Here is a 19,370-nt window from a genome sequence, read left to right as displayed (position 1 = left end):
GTCTTACTCGGCGGGCGTCTCGGCGGGGGCGTCGGTCGCCACCGCGTCGTCGGCCTTGGGAGCGGCCTTCTTCTTCGGGGTGGTGGCGCCGGCGGCCGGCTCCTCGCCCGCGTTGCGGACGGCCTCCTCGTAGAGGGCCTTCTTGTCCGGCTTCGGGGCGGCGACCTTCATGGGCGGCGGCGCGGCCTCGCCCTTGAACTTCTGCCAGTCACCGGTGACGCGGAAGATGGCGGCGACGGCCTCGGTCGGCTGCGCGCCGACACCCAGCCAGTACTGCGCCCGCTCGGAGTCGACCTCGATGAAGGAGGGGTCCTCCTTCGGGTGGTACTTGCCGATCGTCTCGATCGAGCGGCCCTCGCGCTTGGTGCGGGAGTCGGCGACGACGATGCGGTAGTACGGCGCGCGCATCTTGCCCAGGCGCATGAGCTTGATCTTGGTGGCCACGGTGTGTGGTGTTCTCCTCGAACGCAGGTCGTGTGTGCCCGCCCGGGGCGACGCGTGGGGGTACGACGGGGGCGGTGCGGCTGGACACGGCCGGCAACGGTGAGAGGGCCGCCCACCGCCGTGTTCGACCGACCATTGTGCCAGATGGCGGACCACGGCCCCTCGGCCCCGTCCCGAGGCCCACCCCGGGCCTGCGAGGGGTGAGGAGGACGGGGTCCTCCACCCGTGCCTGCGAGGGCCGGGGGGAGGCGGTCCTCCCGTCCCCCGCCCAGCCCGCGCCGGGCCCCTGGCGGGGGCGCGACCGGCTGCTGGCGCGGCGCGGGGAGGAGCGCGGTCCTCCCTCAGGCCGGCTCCACCTCCACGAGGTTGTCCGAGAAGGTCGGTGCCCGGCCCAGGTCGGCGAAGACCGAGGGGCTCAGCGCGTTCACCGTCGCTCCGCCGGAGTGCTTGCGCCAGGCGCCCATCGGCGAGACCACCACGCCGGGTGCGACGTCCGCCGTGACGTGCAGCCGCGCCGTGAAGCGGCCGCGGTCGTTGACCACGCGGACCTCCGCACCGTCGGCCAGCCCCCGCGCCGTGGCGTCCTCGGGGTGCATGTGCAGGGCCGCGGCCCCCTGGACCCGCTGCTGACCGGGCCGGTCGGCGAAACTGGAGTTGAGGTAGGCGTGCGACTTGGGCGACAGCAGCGTCAGCGGGTACCGACCGTCCGGACGCTCGCGCGGCGGCACGTAGTGCGGCAGCGGGTCCACCGGTTCGCCGGGCTGGTGCTCGTTGGAGCCCTGACGGAACAACGGCAGGACGAAGTTGCCGCCCGCGGCGGCCGAGGAGACGAACTCCACCTTGCCGGACGGCGTCGGGAAGCCGCCCTCGGCGTGCGGGGCGTACGCGTCGGGCTCGGGCAGCCGCAGCCGCGCCCAGCTGTCCCGCGCCAGCGTCTCCGGCGTGATGCCGTCGAGGACGGGCGAGGACCAGTCGAACGCCTCGGCGACCATCTGCTCGTCGGTACGGGTGAAGACGGGCTCGGTGAAGCCCATCCGCGCGGCCAGCCGGCGGAACAGCTCGGTGTTGGACACCGCCTCCCCCAGCGGCGCCACCGCCGGCTCGTTCATGGTCACGTAGAGGTGGCCCCACGAGAACATCAGGTCCCGCTGCTCGAGCTGCGTCGTCGCCGGCAGCACGATGTCGGCGTAGTCGGCCGTGTCGGTGAGGAAGTGCTCGCTGACCACGGTGAACAGGTCCTCGCGGGAGAGCCCGGCGACCATGCGGTCCTGCTCGGGGCAGACCACCAGCGGGTTGCTGTTGTAGACCGTCAACGCCCGGATCGGCGGGTCCAGCTGCAGCTCGCCGGTCAGCGCGCGACCGAGCAGCCACTGGTTGACCACGCGGGTGCCCGGGCGGATGAACTCGGCACCGAGGAACGCCGGCCAGTTGACCGGGAAGGCCCACAGCGGCAGCTGCAGGAGCCCGCCGCCGGGCCTGCGCCACGCCCCGGTGAGCGCCGGCAGGCAGGAGATCGCCCGCACGGTCTGCCCGCCGCCGGCGTGCCGCTCGATCGCGACCCCGATCCGGATGACCGAGGGCTCGGCCGCGGCGTACTCGCGGGCCAGCGTCCGGATGTCCTCGGCGGGGATGCCGGTCTCCCCGCTCGCCCACTCGGGGGTGTAGTCCCGCACGCGCTCGGCCAGCTCCTCGAAGCCGACCGTGTACCGCGCGACGTAGTCCTGGTCGGTCAGCCCCTCGCCGATGATCACGTGCATCATCGCCAGCGCCAGCGCGCCGTCGGTGCCGGGCCGGATGGGGATGTACCAGTCGGCGTGCTGCGCCGTCCGGTGGCGGACGGGGTCGATGACGACGACCTTGGCCCCGCGCCGCTGCGCCTCGGCGACGAACGGCCACAGGTGCAGGTTGGTGCTGAGCATGTTGTTGGCCCAGATGACGATGTAGCGCGCGTGCACGAAGGACTCCGGGTCGACGCCGGCGGTCGCCCCCACCGTCATCGCGTAGGCCGTGCACGAGCCCGAGTCGCAGTAGGTGCGCTCGCTGATGGTGGCGCCCAGCCGGTTGAAGAAGGGGTCACCGACGTTGAGGCCGTTGAGGATCCCCTGGGTGCCCAGGTAGCTGACCGGCATGATCGCCTCGGGCCCGGAGGTCTCGGCGATCTCGGTGAACCGCGCGGCGATCTCGTCCAGCGCGTCGTCCCACGAGATCCGCTCGAACCGGCCGCTGCCCTTGGGCCCGGTCCGCCGCAGCGGGTACAGCACCCGGTCGGGGCTGTACACGGTGCGCTCGTAGTCGTTCATCTTCACGCAGAGCCCGCCACGGGTGTACGGGTGCGAGCGGTCGCCGCGGACCCGGACGGCCCGGCCGTCCTCGACGGTCACCTCGAGCGCGCAGGTGTCCGGGCAGTCCAGCGGGCAGGCCCCGTGCACCGTCGTCGTCCCCGGCATGGGCAGGTCGGTCACCGACATGGTCGCCTCCTCCACGGCGCCGCGATCGTGGCGTGCCGCACGCGGAGGGACTCGACGCTGCGTGCCAGGTCCTCGACCGCCGGCGCCCGGGTCGGCGCACTTCCGCAGGCCCGGACCGCGTGGCACCCTCGGCCCGTCGTCCGCAGGTTCCGGGGAAGCGCCGCGCAGGACGCGCGGCCGACCGTCAGCGAGGCCCCATGCCGACATCGACCGCCCGCGCCGAGGGCGTCCGGTCCTGGCGGGCGCTGCTCGGCGAGCACTTCGTCGACCTCGACGTCCGTCCCGGCTCCGACGGCCCGCTGCCCGGTGAGGTCCGCAGCCGCACCGTGGGGTCCCTGCAGCTGTCGCGGGTGCGGTCGCTCGACCAGCAGGCCGTGCGCACGCCGGGCCTCGCCCGGTCCGACCACCGGCACTACGTGCAGGTCGGGCTCCTCGAGCAGGGCACCGCACGGGTGCGGCAGGACGGCCGCGAGTGCCTGCTGGAACCGGGCGACTACACCGTCTACGAGACCGACCGGCCCTTCTCCTGGGAGCTGCGGACCGGCGGCTCGCCAGCCTGGTCACTCCTGGTGCTCACCTGGTGCCGGCCCGGCGCCGTCGGCCCCGGCGACGGGCTCAGCGCACGGCGGATGGACGGTTCCTCCGGGTTGACGGGGGTCCTCGGCCGGATGATGCGCGACCTGGTCGGCAGCGCCGACGTCGTCGGCCCCGACCCGGGCGACCGGCTGGCCGGCGAGCTGCTCGAGCTGGTCACCACGGCGGCCGGCGCCGTCCCCGGACCGCTGTCGCGGGCGACGCGGACCGACCGGGCGCTGCTCGCCGCCGTCCGGACGCACGTGGAGGAGCACCTGGCCGACCCGGACCTGGACCCCCGCGCGATCGCGGCGGCCCACTTCATCTCGGTGCGCCAGCTGCACCGCCTGTTCGCGGGGGAAGAGGAGACGGTGGCGCGCTACGTGGTGCGCCGGCGGCTGGAACGGGCCCACGCGGAGCTGGCCCGCGGCGGTGCGCGCGAGCTGCCGCTCGCCGCCGTCGCGCACCGCTGCGGCTTCACCGACCCGTCGGTGTTCGGCCGCGCCTTCCGCGCGGCCTACGGCATGACGCCGTCCCGCTACCGGGCGCTGGCCGCCGGAGGCTGACGGACGGCGGCCAGCACGCGCGCGGCCGCCTCACCGACCGGCACCTCCTCGCGCTCCCCGGTCGCCCGGTCGCGCAGCTCCAGGACGCCGCCGGCCAGCCCGCGGCCCACGGTCACGATCGTCGGCATCCCCAGCAGCTCCGCGTCCTTGAACTTCACGCCGGGCGAGACCTTGGGCCGGTCGTCGTAGAGCACGGTGAGCCCGGCGGCGACCAGCTCCTGCGCCAGCGACTCGGCGGCCTCGAAGACCGCGGCGTCCTTGCCGGTGGCGACGAGGTGCACGTCGGCGGGCGCGACCTCCCGCGGCCACACCAGGCCGAGCTCGTCGTGGGTCGACTCGGCGATCGCCGCCACGGCCCGGGAGACGCCGATGCCGTACGAGCCCATGGTGACGGTCACCAGCCTGCCGTTCTCGTCGAGCACCTCGAGACCCAGGGCGGCGGCGTACTTCCGGCCCAGCTGGAAGATGTGGCCCAGCTCCACGCCGCGGGCCAGCTCCAGCGGGCCGGACCCGTCGGGGGCGGGGTCACCGGCGAGCACCTCGGCGGCCTCGATGACGCCGTCCCAGGTGAAGTCGCGGCCGGCGACCAGGTCGAACACGTGCTTCCCCGGCTCGTTGGCCCCGGTGATCCAACGGGTGCCGGTCACCACGCGGGGGTCGACGAGGAAGCGGATGCCGGACGCGCTGTCGGTCCCCAGGACCTGCGGCCCGATGTAGCCCTTGACCAGCTCCGGGTGGCCCTCGAAGTCGGCGAACGGCTCGACCTCGGCGGGCGCGAGCTGCGCCTCGAGCCGCTTGGTGTCGACCTCCCGGTCGCCGGGGATGCCGACGACCAGTGGCTCGCGGGTGCCGTCGGGGTGCACCAGCGTGACGACGACGTTCTTCAGCGTGTCCGCCGCGGTGTGGCCGGCGTCGGGGAACAGCTGCTGCGCGACCGCGACGAGCGTCTCGATGGTCGGGGTGTCGGGGGTGTCCTCGACGTGGGCGGCCGGCAGGCCCTCGAGCGGTACCTCGTCGGGGACGACGGTGGTCACCGCCTCGACGTTGGCCGCGTAGCCACCGGCCGAGCGCACGAAGGTGTCCTCGCCGATCGGGGTGGGGTGCAGGAACTCCTCGCTCCTGGACCCGCCCATGGCCCCCGACATCGCCGAGACGATGACGTAGTCCAGGCCGAGCCGGTCGAAGACGCGGATGTAGGCGTCCCGGTGGGCGGCGTAGCTCTTGTCGAGCCCGGCGTCGTCGACGTCGAAGGAGTAGCTGTCCTTCATCGTGAACTCGCGGCCGCGGAACAGCCCGGCCCGCGGCCTCGCCTCGTCCCGGTACTTGGTCTGGATCTGGTACAGCGACAGCGGCAGGTCCTTGTACGACGAGTACAGGTCCTTCACCAGGAGCGTGAACATCTCCTCGTGGGTGGGGCCGAGCAGGTAGTCCGCGCCGCGGCGGTCCTGCAACCGGAAGAGGTTGGGGCCGTACTCGGTCCAGCGGTTGGTGGCCTCGTAGGGCTCGCGCGGCAGCAGCGCCGGGAAGTGCACTTCCTGGGCGCCCATCCGGTCCATCTCCTCGCGGACCACCCGCTCGACGTTGCGGAAGACGCGGTAGCCCAGCGGCAGCCAGGTGAAGCCACCCGGCGCGGCCCGCCGGATGTAGCCGGCCCGCACGAGCAGGCGGTGGCTGGGGACCTCGGCGTCGGCCGGGTCGTCGCGCAGGGTGCGCAGGAAGAGGGTGGACATCCGCAACAACACGCGACGAGTCTCCCAGGCGGCCCCGCCGGGTCGCCGCTGGGTTTGCCGTGCCGTCGGCGGGCCCGGAGGGCGACGGAGGACAGAGCACTGCCGGGCTCGGTGCGGGGGGTCACCGAGCCCGGCAGTGGGCCTGTGGGGCGCGGGTCAGTCGTCGGAGCCGGAGTCCTCGCCGACCCGGCCGGCGGAGTCGTCGGCCCCCGGGGACGGCGACGCCGGGGAGGACGACGAGCCGGCGGCCTCCGGCTCGTCCCCGCCGGCCCGTACGCCCTCGTCGCGGAAGGCCGGGACGCCGTCGCCGCAGGCGACGTGCACCTCCACCTCGCGCGTGGGGCTCGCGAACTCGACCTCACCGTGCTGGTCCTGGTCGTCGACCCACCAGCCGGCCGCGGGGGCGGTCCCCACCTGGAGGAGCCCGCCGTCGCAGGAGGCGAAGACCGTGCCGCCCACGGTGGCGTACTCACCGGAGGCCGAGGTGGAGACCGTGACCGAGGGCGGGGACGTCGGCGTGGGCGCCGCCACGTCGTGGGAGCCCGAGCCGGACGGCGAGGACGCGGAAGGAGCCGCGGTCACCGACCCGGTGGCCGCGGGTTGCGCGACCGGCGAGGCGTCCGCGTCGACGAGGGACACGGCGAGGAACCCGAGGCCGACGGCCGCGGCGGCCGAGGCGGTCCACAGAGCGCCGAACGCAGCAGCTCGCTTCACGCCGCAGACGTCCTCATCGCGCAGGTCGAGGCCACGCGATGAGACTGACGAGGATCGCCGAGATGATCATCCCCCTGACCTGGGGGGACTAGACGACCCGACCGCGCAGCACGACGCGTCGCGGGCGGGCCAGGGTGTCGAGGTCGGCGCGCGGGTCGCCGTCGTAGACCACCAGGTCGGCCGGGGCGCCCTCCTCGATGCAGGGCAGCCCGAGCCAGGAGCGGGCCGACCACGAGGCCGCCGCCACCGCCGCCTCGGCGGGCAGGCCGGCCATGTGCAGCGCCCGCACCTCGTCGGCGATCCGGCCGTGGTCGATGCCGCCGCCGGCGTCGGTGCCGGCGAAGACCGGCACCCCCGCCTCGTACGCGGCCCGCACGACGGCGCCGGAGGAGGCGTGCAGCCGCCGCATCGTGCTCGCGTACGTGGGGAACTTCTGCTCCCCCGCCGCCGCGAAGCCGGGGAAGTTCTCCACGTTGACCAGCGTCGGGACGACGGCGGTGCCGCGGGCGGCCATCTGGCCGACGAGCTCCTCGGTGAGCCCGGTGCCGTGCTCGATGCAGTCGATGCCCGCGCCGATCAGGTCGGGCAGGGCGTCGGTGCCGAAGGTGTGCGCGGTGACCCGGGCGCCCTCCTCGTGCGCCGCGGCGATCGCGGCGGTGAGGACGTCGGCCGGCCACTCCGGCGCCAGGTCGCCGACGCCCCGGTCGATCCAGTCCCCCACCAGCTTCACCCAGCCGTCGCCGCGGCGGGCCTGCGCCCGCACCTGCTCGACCAGGGCGCCGGGCTCGATCTCGACCGCCAGGCCGGGGATGTAGCGGCGGGTGCGGGCGATGTGCCGTCCGGCGCGGATGATCCGCGGCAGGTCCGGCTCGTCGTTCAGGACGCGGGTGTCGACCGGGGACCCGCAGTCGCGCAGCGCCAGCACACCGGCGTCCCGCTCGGTGAGGGCCTGCCCGCGCAGCTCGGTGAGGTCCTCGACGAGCCCTCCGCCGCGGCCGATGCCCACGTGGCAGTGCGCGTCGACCAGGCCGGGCACCAGCCAGCCGTCTCGGCTCACCGTCTCGGCACCCGGGACCGGCTCGAACGTGATCCGCCCGTCGCGGACCCACAGGTCACGGTGCTCGCCGGCGGGGAGCACCACGCCGGCCAGGTGCAGCGCCGGCGCGCTCACCGGCCGGGCCGCTCGTCCCCGGGCTGGTTGAAGTTCAGCTTGGTGAGGTCGGGCAGGCCCTGGCCCGGCGGCAGACCGGGCATCCCGCCCGGCATCCCGCCGCCCGGGAACCCGCCGCCGAAGGGGTTGCCGGCACCCGGGGGCAGCGCCGGCGCACCCGCGGGCCGGCGGGCGGGGCCGCCGCGGCCCTTGCCGCCGCCCTTGCCCTTCTTGCCCTTCTTCGACTGGGCCTGCATCTGCCGCCCGCGGGCCTTCTTCGACATCGGGCCCATGCCGGGCAGCCCCATGCTGCCGGCCATCTGGCCCATCATCTTCTGGGCCTGCGCGAAGCGCTCCAGCAGCGCGTTGACCTCGGTGACGGTCACGCCCGAGCCGTTGGCGATGCGTACCCGCCGCGACGCGTTGATGATCTTGGAGTTGACCCGCTCCTCGGGGGTCATCGAGCGGATGATCGCCGCGGTGCGGTCCAGGTCGCGGTCGTCGACCTGCTTGAGCTGCTCCTTCATCTGCCCGGCGCCGGGCAGCATGCCGAGCAGGTTGGCGATCGGCCCCATCTTGCGGATGGCCATCATCTGCTCGAGGAAGTCCTCGAGGGTGAAGCCCTCGCGGCTGACCAGCTTGCCGGCCATCTTCTCGGCCTGGTCGGCGTCGAAGGCCTGCTCGGCCTGCTCGATGAGGGTGAGCACGTCGCCCATGCCGAGGATGCGCGAGGCCATCCGCTCGGGGTGGAAGACGTCGAAGTCGGTGAGCTTCTCGCCGGTGGAGGCGAACATGATCGGCTGGCCGGTCACGTGGCGGACCGAGAGCGCGGCACCACCGCGGGCGTCGCCGTCGAGCTTGGTGAGGACGACGCCGGTGAACCCCACGCCGTCGCGGAACGCCTCGGCGGTGGTGACGGCGTCCTGACCGATCATCGCGTCGACGACGAACAGGGTCTCGTCGGGCCGGACGACGTCCCGGATGCCGGCCGCCTGCGCCATCAGCTCGGCGTCGATGCCCAGCCGGCCGGCGGTGTCGACGACGACGACGTCGTGCATCGTGCGCCGGGCGTGCTCGATCGAGTCGGCGGCGACGCGGATCGGGTCGCCCACCCCGTTGCCCGGCTCGGGCGCGTAGACGTCGACCCCGGCCTGGCCGGCGACGATGGAGAGCTGGTTGACCGCGTTGGGCCGCTGCAGGTCGGCGGCCACCAGCAGCGGCGTGTGCCCCTGCGACTTCAGCCAGCGGCCGAGCTTGCCGGCCAGGGTGGTCTTACCGGCACCCTGCAGACCGGCCAGCATGATCACCGTGGGCGACTGCTTGGCGAAGCGCAGCCGCCGGGTCTCGCCGCCGAGGATGTCGACGAGCTCCTCGTTGACGATCTTGATGACCTGCTGCGCGGGGTTCAGCGCCTGGGAGACCTCGGCGCCGCGCGCCCGCTCCTTGACCGCGTTGATGAACGTCCGCACCACCGGCAGGGCGACGTCGGCCTCGAGCAGGGCGATGCGGATCTCGCGCGCGGTCGCGTCGATGTCGGCCTCGGTGAGCCGGCCCTTGCCGCGCAGGCCGCTGAAGACCTTGTCCAGACGGTCGGAGAGGGTCTCGAACACAGCACGTCCTCGCAGAGCTCGTGGGCGCGGCCGGCCGGTCGCTCGACCGGCTGCTCGGCCTCCGGCGTCCGGGGAGCCCCGGGGCCGTCGCGCCACCTCCGGTCCAGCCTAACGAGCGCGGGGCCCGCGCCGGTGGGATCGGCCGGCCGGCCCCCGGTGACGTGCTGGAACGGCCACCGTCCAGGGGCCCGCGCCGAGCCTGCGAGGCGTGGGGGGAACGGTGGTCCTTCTTCAGGCGGCGTGGCGGACAGGCAGCGCCGCGGCGGCCAGCGGGGCGGCCGTGGACACCGCCGTCCCGCAGTCGGCGCAGGCCCACTCGGGGCACTCGCCGCCGTCGTCGGTGTGGCCGTCGATGCACGGCGGCTGGACGAACTCGCGCTCGCCGTCGCAGGACGGGCAGGCCCACACCCTGCCGTCGGCTGCGGCGACGTCCAAGGACTGGCCGGTCATGCGCGGTGCCTCCCTGCGGTCGTCGGGGACCGTTCCGTCCCGCTCGTCTCCGACGGTGGCACGGGGGTACGACAGGACCGCGGACCTCAGCCCGGCGTGTCCCCCCGGCCGGCCACCGGGTCGGGCACCGCCCCGCGGACGGCGGCGGCCAGCGCGGCCTCGACCCGGGACCGCTGCTCGGCGCCGATCGGCTCCCCCGAGGGGTTGGCCACGTAGAAGTGGTCGGCCGCGTCGGCTCCGAGGGTCTCGATCCGCGCCGAGGTGACGTCGAGGCCCTCGGTGACCAGCGCCGCGGTGAGCCGGTAGAGCAGCCCGGCCCGGTCCCCCGCGCGGACCTCGACGATGCCGGTCGCGTCGCCGGTGACCTCGCCGTTGTGCCAGGAGACCCGCGGCGGCGTGGCGCGGGCGGCGTCCTGCCGGTAGTCGGCCTCCCGCTGCCGCAGCCGGTCGGCCAGCGGCAGCGTGCCCTCCAGCGCCGCCCGCACGGCGTCGGCCAGGATCGTGGCCACCGGCGCCCGCCCGAACCGCGGCCGGACGGCGAAGACGGCGGTGGCCCGGTCCCCGACCACGTTGACCTTCGCGGCCCGCACGTCGAGCTGGTTGAGCGCCAGCACCCCGGCGAGCTGGCTGAACAGGCCGTGCCGGTCGGGGGCGACGATCGTCACCTGCTGGCCGTCGGCGACGTCCTCCACGCCGACGGAGATGGCCGCCGACGCGTCGGTGCTCACCTGCGGCTCCCCCGGGTGCAGCACCGGCTCGGGCTCCGGGACCGGCGCGCCCCCGAGCCGGGCCTGCACGCGGGCGACCAGCGCGGCGACCAGGTGGGCCTTCCACGGCGACCACGCCGAGGAGCTGGTCGCGGCGCCGTCGGCCTGTGCGAGGGCGTGCAGCAGGTGCAGCAGCGCCGGGTCGTCCCCGAGGGTCGCCGCCACCCTGTCGACGGTCGCCGGGTCGTCGATGTCGCGACGGGTGGCGGTGTCGGGCAGCAGCAGGTGGTGGCGCACCATCGCGGCGAGGGTGGCGACGTCGGCCCCGGAGAAGCCCATCCGCGTGGCGACCTGGGCCGCGATCGGCTCGCCCACCTCGCTGTGGTCGCCGGGCCACCCCTTGCCGATGTCGTGCAGCAGCGCGCCGACCAGCAGCAGGTCGGGCCGGTCGACGTCCCGGGTCAGCTCGGCGGCGGCCGCGGCGGCCTCCACCAGGTGCCGGTCGACGGTGAAGCGGTGCCACGGGTGGCGCTGCGGCAGCGAGCGGACCCGGTCCCACTCGGGCAGCAGCCGGGACAGCAGCCCCTCCTGGTCCAGCTGCTCGAGCACCGGGACCGCGGACCGGCCGCTGGCCAGCAGCCGCAGGAACGACCAGCGCACCTCCGCCGGCCAGGGCTCGGGCACCGGCGGGGAGTGCACGGCGAGCACCTTGAGCGTGTACGGCGACAGCAGCAGGTCCGCACGCGCGGCGGCGGCCGCACCGCGCAGCACCAGTCCGGGGTCGGCGGCGGGCCGCGCGTCGCGGGCGAGCACGACCTCGTCGCCCTGGCGCACCACACCCTCGGCCAGCGGCTCCCGGCGCACCCGGCGGTACCGGCCGCGGGGACGGCGGACCAGCGCGGCCTCCACCCGCCGCCAGGTCTCGTCGGCGACGAAGGCGAGCCGGCGCCCGGCCAGGCTCACCTCGCGCAGCAGCGCGTCCTCGTCGGGCAGGCCGAGCGCGACGGCGACCGGCCGTTGCTCCTGCCGCACCAGCACGTCGGTCGGCCGGCCCGACCGCCGGCGCAGCTCGTCGCGGACGTCGAGCAGGAAGGCGTAGGCCTCCTCGGCCTCCGCGGTGGGCTCGTCGGCCAGCTGGGCCGCGGCGACCGCGCGCAGCACCTGCCCCTCCCGCAGGCCGCCGTAGGCCTCCTTGAGGTCGGGTTCGAGGAGGAAGGCCAGCTCGCCAACCTGCCGGGCGCGACCGCGGCGGAGGTCGCGCAGCTGGGGCAGCAGCCGGGACGCCGACTGCCGCCAGCTGCCGAGGGTGGCCGTGCGCAGGGCGGCCGCCAGGCCGGCGTCCCCGGCGACGAACCGGACGTCGAGCAGCCCGAGCCCGGCCTTGACGTCGGTGGAGGCGACGCCCACCGCCTCGGCCAGGGTGCGCACCGAGTGGTCCAGCCGCAGGCCGGCGTCCCAGATCGGGTACCAGACCGCGTCGGCGAGGGCGGCGATCTCCGGGCGCCCCTCGTGGACCAGGACGAGGTCCAGGTCCCCGTGCGGCGGGGGCTCCCGGCGGCCGAGGCTGCCGACGGCCACGAGCGCGACGCCGTCGGTGCCGGTGCGCGGTGGCGGCCCGCCGCGGCGCGGCCGGGGTGGCGGCGTGCCCGCGACCGCCTCGTCCAGCAGGCCGGCGAGCCAGGTGTCGAGCACCTTCTCGCGCTCGGCCCGCGGCAGTGCGGGCAGCGACCCGGTGTCCAGCACGTCTCCCCCTCGGTGGTCGGCACCTGCTCCTGGGACGACGCCGGCCGGGGTGGCAGGTGCTCCTCCCACCCCGGCCGACCGCTGTCGTGGCCCCCGTGCAGGGTCCCGCCCCGAGCGTGCGAGGGGTGGGGGCGAGGGGGTCCTTCGACTACAGGGCGTCGGCGCCGCGTTCGCCGGTGCGGACCCGCACGATCTCGTCGATCGTCGTGACCCAGACCTTCCCGTCGCCGATCTGGCCGGTGGAGGCGGCCTCGACGATCGCGTCGACGACGCGGGCGGCCTCGATCTCGTCGACGACGACCTCGATGCGGACCTTCGGCACGAAGTCCACCTGGTACTCCGCACCGCGGTAGACCTCGGTGTGGCCCCGCTGGCGGCCGAAGCCCTGGACCTCGCTGACGGTGAGCCCGGCGATGCCGATCAGCTCGAGGGCGTTCTTGACGTCGTCGAGCTTGAACGGCTTGACGATGGCGGTGACGAGCTTCACGCCCGGCTCCTCTCGGTCGGAACGGTCATACCCCGAGCCTCGGCGTGCGCCTGACCACCCGGGGTGGCGCTGCGCCCGCCGCCGAGGGAGTCGAGGTCGTAGCCGGTCTCAGCGTGCACGACGGAGTCGATGCCGGTGACCTCGTCCTGCTCGGCCACCCGGAAGCGCATGGTCTTGGCGATGGCGAGGCCGATGACCAGGGTGAGCACGAACGAGTAGACCAGCACGACGCCGGCGCCCAGCGCCTGCCGCCACAGCTGGTCGACCCCGCCGCCGTAGAAGAGGCCGTCGACGCCGGCCGTGGTGGACGCCGAGGCGAACAGGCCCACGGCCAGGGTGCCCCAGATCCCGCCGGCGAGGTGGACGCCGACGACGTCGAGCGAGTCGTCGTAGCCCAGCCGGTACTTCAGGCCGACGGCGAGGGCGCAGACGATGCCGGCGACGAAGCCGATGGCGATCGCGCCGAGCGGGGTCACCGAGGAACAGGCGGGGGTGATGGCGACCAGGCCGGCGACGACGCCGGAGGCCGCGCCCAGCGAGGTGGCGTGGCCGTCGCGCAGCTTCTCGATGAGCAGCCAGCCGAGGGTCGCGGCACCGGTGGCGACCAGCGTGGTCACGAAGACCTCGGCGGCCTGGCCGTTGGCGGCCAGCGCCGAGCCGGCGTTGAAGCCGAACCAGCCGAACCACAGGATGCCGGCGCCGATCATCACCAGCGGCAGGTTGTGCGGGCGCATCGGGTCCCGGCCGAAGCCGCGCCGCTTGCCCAGCACCAGGGCCAGCGCCAGGCCCGCCGCACCGGCGTTGACGTGCACCGCGGTGCCGCCGGCGAAGTCGATGGCCAGCAGGTCGTTGGCGATCCAGCCGCCGGTCTCGGACTCCGCGCCGTCGAAGGCGAAGACCCAGTGGGCGACCGGGAAGTACACCAGCGTCGCCCAGACCCCGGCGAAGACCATCCACGGACCGAAGCGGGCCCGGTCGGCGATGGCGCCGGAGATCAGCGCGACGGTGAGGATGGCGAACATCGCCTGGAAGGCGACGAAGGCCATCGAGGGCACCGTGAAGACCAGGCTCTCGGGCTGGAAGCCGCCGTCCAGGCCGCTGGTGCCCAGCAGCGAGGACAGGCCGAAGAACTCGAACGGGTCGCCGAGCAGGCCCCCGCCGACGTCGTCCCCGAAGGCCATCGAGTAGCCGTAGAGCACCCACAGCACGCTGATCAGGGCCAGCGCGCCGAAGCTCATCATCATCATGTTGAGCACGCTCTTCGCGCGGACCATGCCGCCGTAGAAGAGCGCCAGTCCGGGGGTCATGAACAGCACCAGGGCGGCGCTGGCGAGGACCCACGCGGTGTCGCCGGTGTCCACGGCAACCTCCTGACGGATCGGTGTGGCCGGCGGCGGGCGCGGGCCACGGAGCGGGGTCGGGCGCGGAGGCGCCCGGACCGGGGGGCTGACCGGCGCCCGTCCTCCGTGGAGGGGCGACGTGGCGTCCACCGTGCCGTCGGCACGTTTCGGCGACCGGCACGCCGCTGTTTCCGGGCGGTGAACTCCGCGCCGCGTGTCCGGCCCCTGCGTTCCGGTCGTGTTGCGCGACCGGGGGCCGGGTGCCCGTTGCGCCTTGTTGCAAGGGAAGTGCAACTGCGACCGGGCTGCAATAAGGTCGCCGGCAGTCGCCCGCCGCACGGGCAGGGCAGCTCTCCTGCGAGGAGGCAGCGTGCACGTTCCCGACGGGTTCCTCGACGCGCCGACGTCGGCCGCGACCGCGGCCGTGGCCGCCGGTGGCGTCGCCCTCGCCCTGCGCGGTGCCCGGCGCGAGCTGGACGAGCGGGCCGCTCCCCTGGCGGGCCTCACGGCCGCCTTCGTCTTCGCGGTGCAGATGGTCAACTTCCCGGTCGGTGCCGGGACCAGCGGCCACCTGATGGGCGGGGTGCTCGCCGCCGTCCTGGTCGGCCCCTGGACGGCGGTCCTCTGCATGACCGTCGTCCTGGTGGTGCAGGCGCTGCTGTTCGCCGACGGCGGGCTGACGGCCCTGGGCACCAACGTGACCCTGCTCGGACTGGTCGCCGTGGCGGTGGGCTGGGCGGTGTTCCGGCTGCTCGCCGCCGTGCTGCCGAAGACCCGCACGGGGGTGCTCACCGCGGCCGGCACGGGCGCCTTCCTCTCGGTGCCCGTCGCGGCGCTGGCTTTCGTGGGCCTGTTCGCGGTCGGCGGGGTCGCCGACGTCGCCGTGGGCACGGTGGCCGCCGCCATGGGCGGCGTGCACGTGCTCATCGGGCTCGGCGAGGCCGCCATCACCGTCGCGGTCGTCGGCGCCGTCCTCGCGGTCCGCCCCGACCTGGTGCACGGCGCCCGCGCGCTGCGCCGGGCCACCCTGCTGGCCGAGCGGCCCGCCTCGGTGCCGGCGGGTGCCCGGTGAGCGGAGCCGGGCGTGAGCATCGCAGCGAGGAACGAGCGAGGAGCGGAGCGGCCAGCGTGAGCGAACCCGTGGGAACCGTGAGGCGGGAGCGCGCCCTCTGGGTGGCCGGCCTGGCCGTCGCCCTCCTGGTGGCCGGGGTGGTCAGCTGGTACGCCAGCGGCTCCCCCGACGGGCTGGAGTGGGCCGCCGAGCAGGCCGGCTTCCTCGACACCGCGGAGGACAGCGCGGCCACGACCTCCCCGCTGGCCGACTACGGCGTGGCCGGCGTCGGCTCCGAGCGGCTCTCCGGCGGGCTCGCCGGGGTCGTCGGGGTGCTGGTGACCCTGCTGGTCGCCGGCGGGCTGGCGCTGCTGCTGCGCCGCCGCGGCCGGGACAGCGCGAGCGCGGCGGACTGAGGTGACGGCGGTCCACGGCGGCGTCCTCGGCGCTGCCTACCTCGCCGCGTCCAGCCCGGTGCACCGGCTGGCCCCGCACCTCAAGCTGGTCGCCGTCCTGGGCTTCGCGCTGGTCGTGGTGGCCACCCCCGTGGACGCCGCCTGGTCGTGGGCGGCCTACGGCGGGTACCTGGCGCTGGTGCTGCTCGCCGCCGCGGCCGCGGGGGTCGGGCCGGCCCGGCTGGCCCGTGGGCTGGCCATCGAGGTCCCGTTCGTGCTCTTCGCGCTGCTGCTGCCGTTCGTGGCGCAGGGGCCCCGGGTCGAGGTCGCCGGCATCGCGGTGTCGGAGAGCGGGCTGGTCGCGGCCGGTGGGCTGCTGGCCAAGGCGACGCTGTCGGTGCTGGCCGCCGTCGTGCTCGCCGCGACCACCGAGCCCCGGGCGCTGGTGCAGGGGCTGGAGCGGCTGCGGCTGCCCTCGCTGCTGGTGCAGATCCTGATGTTCATGGTCCGGTACGCCGACGTCGTGGGCGGCGAGCTGGGCCGGATGCGGGTGGCCCGGGAGTCCCGCGGGTTCCAGGGCCGCCACCTCGGCGCGCTCAAGGTGCTGGGACCGGCCGCGGGCTCGCTGTTCGTCCGCTCCTACGAGCGCGGCGAGCGGGTGCACCTGGCGATGCTGTCGCGCGGCTACACCGGACGGATGCCGGGCGGCCCGGCGACGGCGGTCCCCGCCCAGGACTGGCTCACCGCGCTGACCCTGCCGCTGGGTGCGGCCGCCGTCCTGGCGTCCGGTCTGCTGCTCGGGTGACCGCTCCCGCTCCGTCCCTCCTCGTCGAGGACCTCGCGTTCGCCTACCCCGACGGGCACCAGGCGCTGTTCGGCGTCGACCTGCGAGTGGAGCGCGGCGAGCGGGTGGCGCTGCTGGGCCCCAACGGCGCCGGCAAGACCACGCTGGTGCTGCACCTCAACGGCATCCTGCGCGGCGGGCGCGGCAGCGTGGCCGTCGCCGGGCTGCCGGTGGACCAGCGGAACCTGCAGGAGGTCCGGCGGCGGGTCGGCATCGTCTTCCAGGACCCCGACGACCAGCTGTTCATGCCCACCGTCGGCGAGGACGTCGCCTTCGGCCCGCGCAACCTCGGCCTGCCCGAGCCCGAGGTGCGGGCGCGGGTGGCCGCGGCACTGGCCCAGGTCGGCATGGGCGGGGCCGCCGACCGGCCGCCGCACCACCTGTCCTTCGGGCAGCGGCGGCGGGTCGCCGTCGCCACGGTGCTGTCGATGCACCCCGAGATCCTGGTGCTCGACGAGCCGTCGTCCAACCTCGACCCCGCGGGACGGCGGGAGCTGGCCGAGGTCCTGGAGTCGCTGCCGGTGACGGTGCTGATGGTCACCCACGACCTGCCCTACGCCCTGCAGCTGTGCCCGCGCTCGGTGGTGCTCGACGGCGGGGTCGTGGTGGCCGACGGCCCGACCCGCGAGCTGCTCGCCGATCCCGTCCTGCTCGCCCGCCACCGGCTGGAGCTGCCGTACGGGTTCGACCCGCGCACCGTGCCCTGACCCGCGCGCGACCAGACTGACCCGGTGGACGACGACCTCATCGCCCTGCGGGCCTCCTGCGACCGGTCCCTGAGCGGCCACGGGGAGCGGGCGGCGGACCTGCTGGCCACCGTTCCGGCGGACACGGCGCTGGACCGCTACGGCGAGGGCGGCGTCGTCGCCGACCTGGAGGCCGAGGTCGCCGGGCTGCTCGGCCTGCCGGCGGCGGTGTACCTGCCCAGCGGCGTGATGGCCCAGCAGGCGGTGCTGCGGGTGCACGCCGACCGGCGCGGACGGCGCACCGTGCTGTACCACCCCGAGTCCCACCTGGCCCGGCACGAGGAGCAGGCGCCCGAGCGGCTGCACGGCCTGGTCGGCCGCCCCGTCGGCGACCGCCACCGGCTGCTGCTTCGCGCCGACCTCGACGGGGTCGCCGAGCGCCCGGCCGCGCTGCTGGTCGAGCTGCCGCAGCGCGACCTCGGCGGGCGGCTGCCCCCGTGGGACGACGTGGTGCAGCAGGTCCGCTGGACCCGGGAGCGGGGCGCGGCCGCCCACCTCGACGGCGCCCGCCTGTGGGAGGCCTCGGCCGGGTACGACTGCTCCCCCGCCGAGATCGCCGCCCTGTTCGACACCGTGTACGTGAGCTTCTACAAGGGCCTGGGCGCGCTGGCCGGGTGCTGCCTGGCCGGGCCGGCCGACGTCGTGGCCGAGGTGCGCGAGTGGCGACGCCGGATGGGCGGCACGATGTTCGGGATGTGGCCGGGGGCGGCGTCCGCCCTGACCTGCCTGCGCCGCCGGCTGCCCCTCATGCCGTCCTACCTGCAGCGCGCCCGCGAGGTCGCCGACGCGGTGCGGGACCTGCCGGGCGTCACCGTCGTCCCCGACCCGCCGCAGACGCCGATGCTGCACCTGCTGCTGCGCACCACCCCGGACGCGGCAGCCACGGCCGCCCGCGCTCTCGCCGCCGAGCAGGGCGTCTGGACCGGGCTGCCCGCACCGACCGGGGACCCGGGCGCGGTGCGGCTGGAGGTGTCGATGGGCGACGCGACGATGGCGCTCGCCGACGACGAGGTGCGCAGCGCCGTGGCGGCCCTGGGCGGTTGGGGCGGTGCGCCCTAGTCGGCCCCGCCGACGAGCGCCTCGGCGAACGCCTCCGGCTCGAAGGGCGCCAGGTCGTCGGCGCCCTCGCCCAGCCCGACGAGCTTCACCGGGATGCCGAGCTCGCGCTGCACGGAGACGACGATGCCGCCCTTGGCGGTGCCGTCGAGCTTGGTGAGGACGACGCCGGTCACGGTCACCGCCTCGGTGAACACCCGCGCCTGGACGACGCCGTTCTGACCGGTCGTGGCGTCGAGGACCAGCAGCACCTCGGTCACCGGCGCCACCTTCTCCACGACCCGCTTGATCTTGCCGAGCTCGTCCATCAGGCCACCCTTGGTGTGCAGCCGGCCGGCGGTGTCGACGACGACGGTGTCCACCTCGCCCTCGACGCCGGTGCGTGCGGCCTCGAACCCGACCGACGCCGGGTCGGCCCCCTCCCGGCCGCGGACGGTGAGCACGCCCACCCGCTCCCCCCACGTCTCCAGCTGGTCGGCGGCGGCGGCGCGGAAGGTGTCGGCGGCACCCAGGACGACGCTCTTGCCGTCACCGACGAGCACGCGGGCGATCTTCCCGACGGTCGTCGTCTTGCCCGCGCCGTTGACGCCGACCACCAGGACGATCCCCGGCAGGCCGTCGTGCCGGTCGACACCGAGTCTGCGGTCGAGGTCGGGACCGAGGACGGTCGTCAGCTCTCGCACCAGCAGCTGCCGCAGCTCCGGGCCCGACGCGGTGGCCAGCACCATCGACTGGGTGCGCAGCCGGTCGACGATCTGCTGGGTGGCCGCGACGCCGACGTCGGCGGCCAGCAGGGTCTCCTCGACCTCCTCCCAGTCGTCCTCGGTCAGCCGCTCGCGGGCGAGCACGGTGAGCAGCCCGCGGCCGAGGTTGGACTGCGAGCGGGCCAGCCGCGACCGCAGCCGGGTCATCCGGCCGGCCGACGGCGGCGGGGTCTCGAAGACCAGCTCCGGCTCGGGCTCGGCCGGCGGCAGGACGACGTCCGGCGGCGCCTCGGGCGAGACGGCGTCCGGCTCGGCCGTCGTCCCCAGGCCGCTGGCCGTCGACCCCGACGGGCGGGGCGGCGCCTCCGTCGTCGGGCTGGGCGGGCGCGGCCGGGTCAGCGTGGTGCCGGCGGTGGCGTCGTCGTCCAGGCGGGTGGTCCGCCGGCCGCGACCGACGAGCAGGCTGACCCCCAGGACCAGCCCGACGAGCAGGATCGCGATGGCGATCAGCACGAACTCCATGGCCCTCAGTCTCCCAGCCCCGCAGCCGGGGTCCGTGCGGAACCCGCGCCCGTGGGCCAGGCTGGAGCGC

At 75.2% G+C, this 19,370-nt stretch carries 17 protein-coding genes; 6 read left to right on the top strand and 11 right to left on the bottom strand.

Translation table 11 applies throughout. From position 1 onward, the window contains the following. Window positions 1–3 precede the first annotated feature (3 nt). Both rpsP and BLR12_RS22275 read right to left on the bottom strand, forming a co-directional pair. Window positions 4–444 carry a 30S ribosomal protein S16 gene (rpsP, locus tag BLR12_RS22280; RefSeq protein WP_091382578.1) on the bottom strand — a complete coding sequence of 147 codons (441 nt, stop codon included), beginning with the start codon at window positions 442–444 and terminating at the stop codon, window positions 4–6. 341 nt (window positions 445–785) lie between these two features. After that, entirely contained in the window at window positions 786–2,912 is a 2,127-nt protein-coding gene (locus tag BLR12_RS22275; RefSeq protein WP_091382688.1) for a molybdopterin-containing oxidoreductase family protein, read from the bottom strand. Between the two features lie 197 nt (window positions 2,913–3,109). Here BLR12_RS22275 and BLR12_RS22270 point away from each other — a divergent pair, with 197 nt between their 5' ends. Then, window positions 3,110–4,051, top strand: a complete 942-nt coding sequence (locus BLR12_RS22270) for an AraC-like ligand-binding domain-containing protein (RefSeq protein ID WP_091382577.1) — start codon at window positions 3,110–3,112, stop codon at window positions 4,049–4,051. On the opposite strand, the gene BLR12_RS22265 is transcribed toward BLR12_RS22270, so the two are convergent. From BLR12_RS22265 to BLR12_RS22230, 8 genes are all read right to left on the bottom strand, one after another. After that, entirely contained in the window at window positions 4,024–5,793 is a 1,770-nt protein-coding gene (locus BLR12_RS22265; protein ID WP_091382575.1) for a proline--tRNA ligase, read from the bottom strand. The genes BLR12_RS22270 and BLR12_RS22265 overlap by 28 nt on opposite strands. 144 nt (window positions 5,794–5,937) lie before the next feature. Continuing rightward, window positions 5,938–6,495 (bottom strand): hypothetical protein, encoded by a 558-nt coding sequence (locus BLR12_RS22260; RefSeq protein WP_091382572.1) that lies wholly within the window; start codon window positions 6,493–6,495, stop codon window positions 5,938–5,940. 88 nt (window positions 6,496–6,583) lie between these two features. Further along, entirely contained in the window at window positions 6,584–7,666 is a 1,083-nt protein-coding gene (locus BLR12_RS22255) for an amidohydrolase family protein (RefSeq protein WP_218120786.1), read from the bottom strand. Further along, on the bottom strand, window positions 7,663–9,255 hold the full coding sequence (gene ffh, locus BLR12_RS22250; RefSeq protein ID WP_091382570.1) for a signal recognition particle protein: 1,593 nt from the start codon (window positions 9,253–9,255) through the stop codon (window positions 7,663–7,665). The genes BLR12_RS22255 and ffh overlap by 4 nt, the downstream gene beginning before the upstream one ends. A gap of 231 nt (window positions 9,256–9,486) precedes the next feature. Then, window positions 9,487–9,705, bottom strand: a complete 219-nt coding sequence (locus tag BLR12_RS22245; RefSeq protein WP_091382568.1) for a hypothetical protein — start codon at window positions 9,703–9,705, stop codon at window positions 9,487–9,489. 86 nt (window positions 9,706–9,791) lie between these two features. Continuing rightward, complete coding sequence (locus BLR12_RS22240; protein ID WP_091382566.1) at window positions 9,792–12,155, bottom strand: [protein-PII] uridylyltransferase; 2,364 nt, start codon at window positions 12,153–12,155, stop codon at window positions 9,792–9,794. A 148-nt stretch (window positions 12,156–12,303) separates the two neighbouring features. Then, window positions 12,304–12,642 carry a P-II family nitrogen regulator gene (locus BLR12_RS22235; RefSeq protein ID WP_091382564.1) on the bottom strand — a complete coding sequence of 113 codons (339 nt, stop codon included), beginning with the start codon at window positions 12,640–12,642 and terminating at the stop codon, window positions 12,304–12,306. Further along, on the bottom strand, window positions 12,639–14,003 hold the full coding sequence (locus BLR12_RS22230; protein ID WP_091382562.1) for an ammonium transporter: 1,365 nt from the start codon (window positions 14,001–14,003) through the stop codon (window positions 12,639–12,641). Before BLR12_RS22230 ends, BLR12_RS22235 begins: the two co-directional genes overlap by 4 nt. 349 nt (window positions 14,004–14,352) lie before the next feature. On the opposite strand from BLR12_RS22230, the gene BLR12_RS24750 reads away from it, so the two are divergent. From BLR12_RS24750 to BLR12_RS22210, 5 genes are all read left to right on the top strand, one after another. Continuing rightward, window positions 14,353–15,054, top strand: a complete 702-nt coding sequence (locus BLR12_RS24750) for an energy-coupling factor ABC transporter permease (protein WP_176832642.1) — start codon at window positions 14,353–14,355, stop codon at window positions 15,052–15,054. 68 nt (window positions 15,055–15,122) lie between these two features. After that, window positions 15,123–15,449 carry a PDGLE domain-containing protein gene (locus BLR12_RS24745; protein ID WP_176832641.1) on the top strand — a complete coding sequence of 109 codons (327 nt, stop codon included), beginning with the start codon at window positions 15,123–15,125 and terminating at the stop codon, window positions 15,447–15,449. A gap of 1 nt (window position 15,450) precedes the next feature. Beyond that, entirely contained in the window at window positions 15,451–16,233 is a 783-nt protein-coding gene (gene cbiQ / locus BLR12_RS22220; protein WP_091382560.1) for a cobalt ECF transporter T component CbiQ, read from the top strand. Next, window positions 16,230–16,979, top strand: a complete 750-nt coding sequence (locus BLR12_RS22215) for an energy-coupling factor ABC transporter ATP-binding protein (RefSeq protein ID WP_091382558.1) — start codon at window positions 16,230–16,232, stop codon at window positions 16,977–16,979. Before cbiQ ends, BLR12_RS22215 begins: the two co-directional genes overlap by 4 nt. A gap of 24 nt (window positions 16,980–17,003) precedes the next feature. Further along, window positions 17,004–18,077: a threonine aldolase family protein gene (locus BLR12_RS22210; RefSeq protein WP_091382557.1), complete on the top strand. Its 1,074-nt coding sequence runs from the start codon at window positions 17,004–17,006 to the stop codon at window positions 18,075–18,077. On the opposite strand, the gene ftsY is transcribed toward BLR12_RS22210, so the two are convergent. Continuing rightward, window positions 18,074–19,300 (bottom strand): signal recognition particle-docking protein FtsY, encoded by a 1,227-nt coding sequence (gene ftsY, locus BLR12_RS22205; protein WP_091382555.1) that lies wholly within the window; start codon window positions 19,298–19,300, stop codon window positions 18,074–18,076. The two genes, BLR12_RS22210 and ftsY, sit on opposite strands and share 4 nt — an antisense overlap. Window positions 19,301–19,370: the final 70 nt, after the last annotated feature.

This window comes from Geodermatophilus sp. DSM 45219 (assembly GCF_900104025.1).
In the GTDB taxonomy this organism is placed as follows: domain Bacteria; phylum Actinomycetota; class Actinomycetes; order Mycobacteriales; family Geodermatophilaceae; genus Geodermatophilus.
Note: the sequence above shows the minus strand (reverse complement) of the source record. Positions and strands in the feature narration are given on the sequence as shown.

Bases quoted from the DNA above. Each gene is read 5' to 3' on its own strand.
- BLR12_RS22275 (WP_091382688.1), bottom strand. From the start codon at position 2,912: ATGTCGGTGACCGACCTGCCCATGCCGGGGACGACGACGGTGCACGGG.
- BLR12_RS22270 (WP_091382577.1), top strand. From the start codon at position 3,110: ATGCCGACATCGACCGCCCGCGCCGAGGGCGTCCGGTCCTGGCGGGCG.
- ftsY (WP_091382555.1), bottom strand. From the start codon at position 19,300: ATGGAGTTCGTGCTGATCGCCATCGCGATCCTGCTCGTCGGGCTGGTC.
- BLR12_RS22245 (WP_091382568.1), bottom strand. From the start codon at position 9,705: ATGACCGGCCAGTCCTTGGACGTCGCCGCAGCCGACGGCAGGGTGTGG.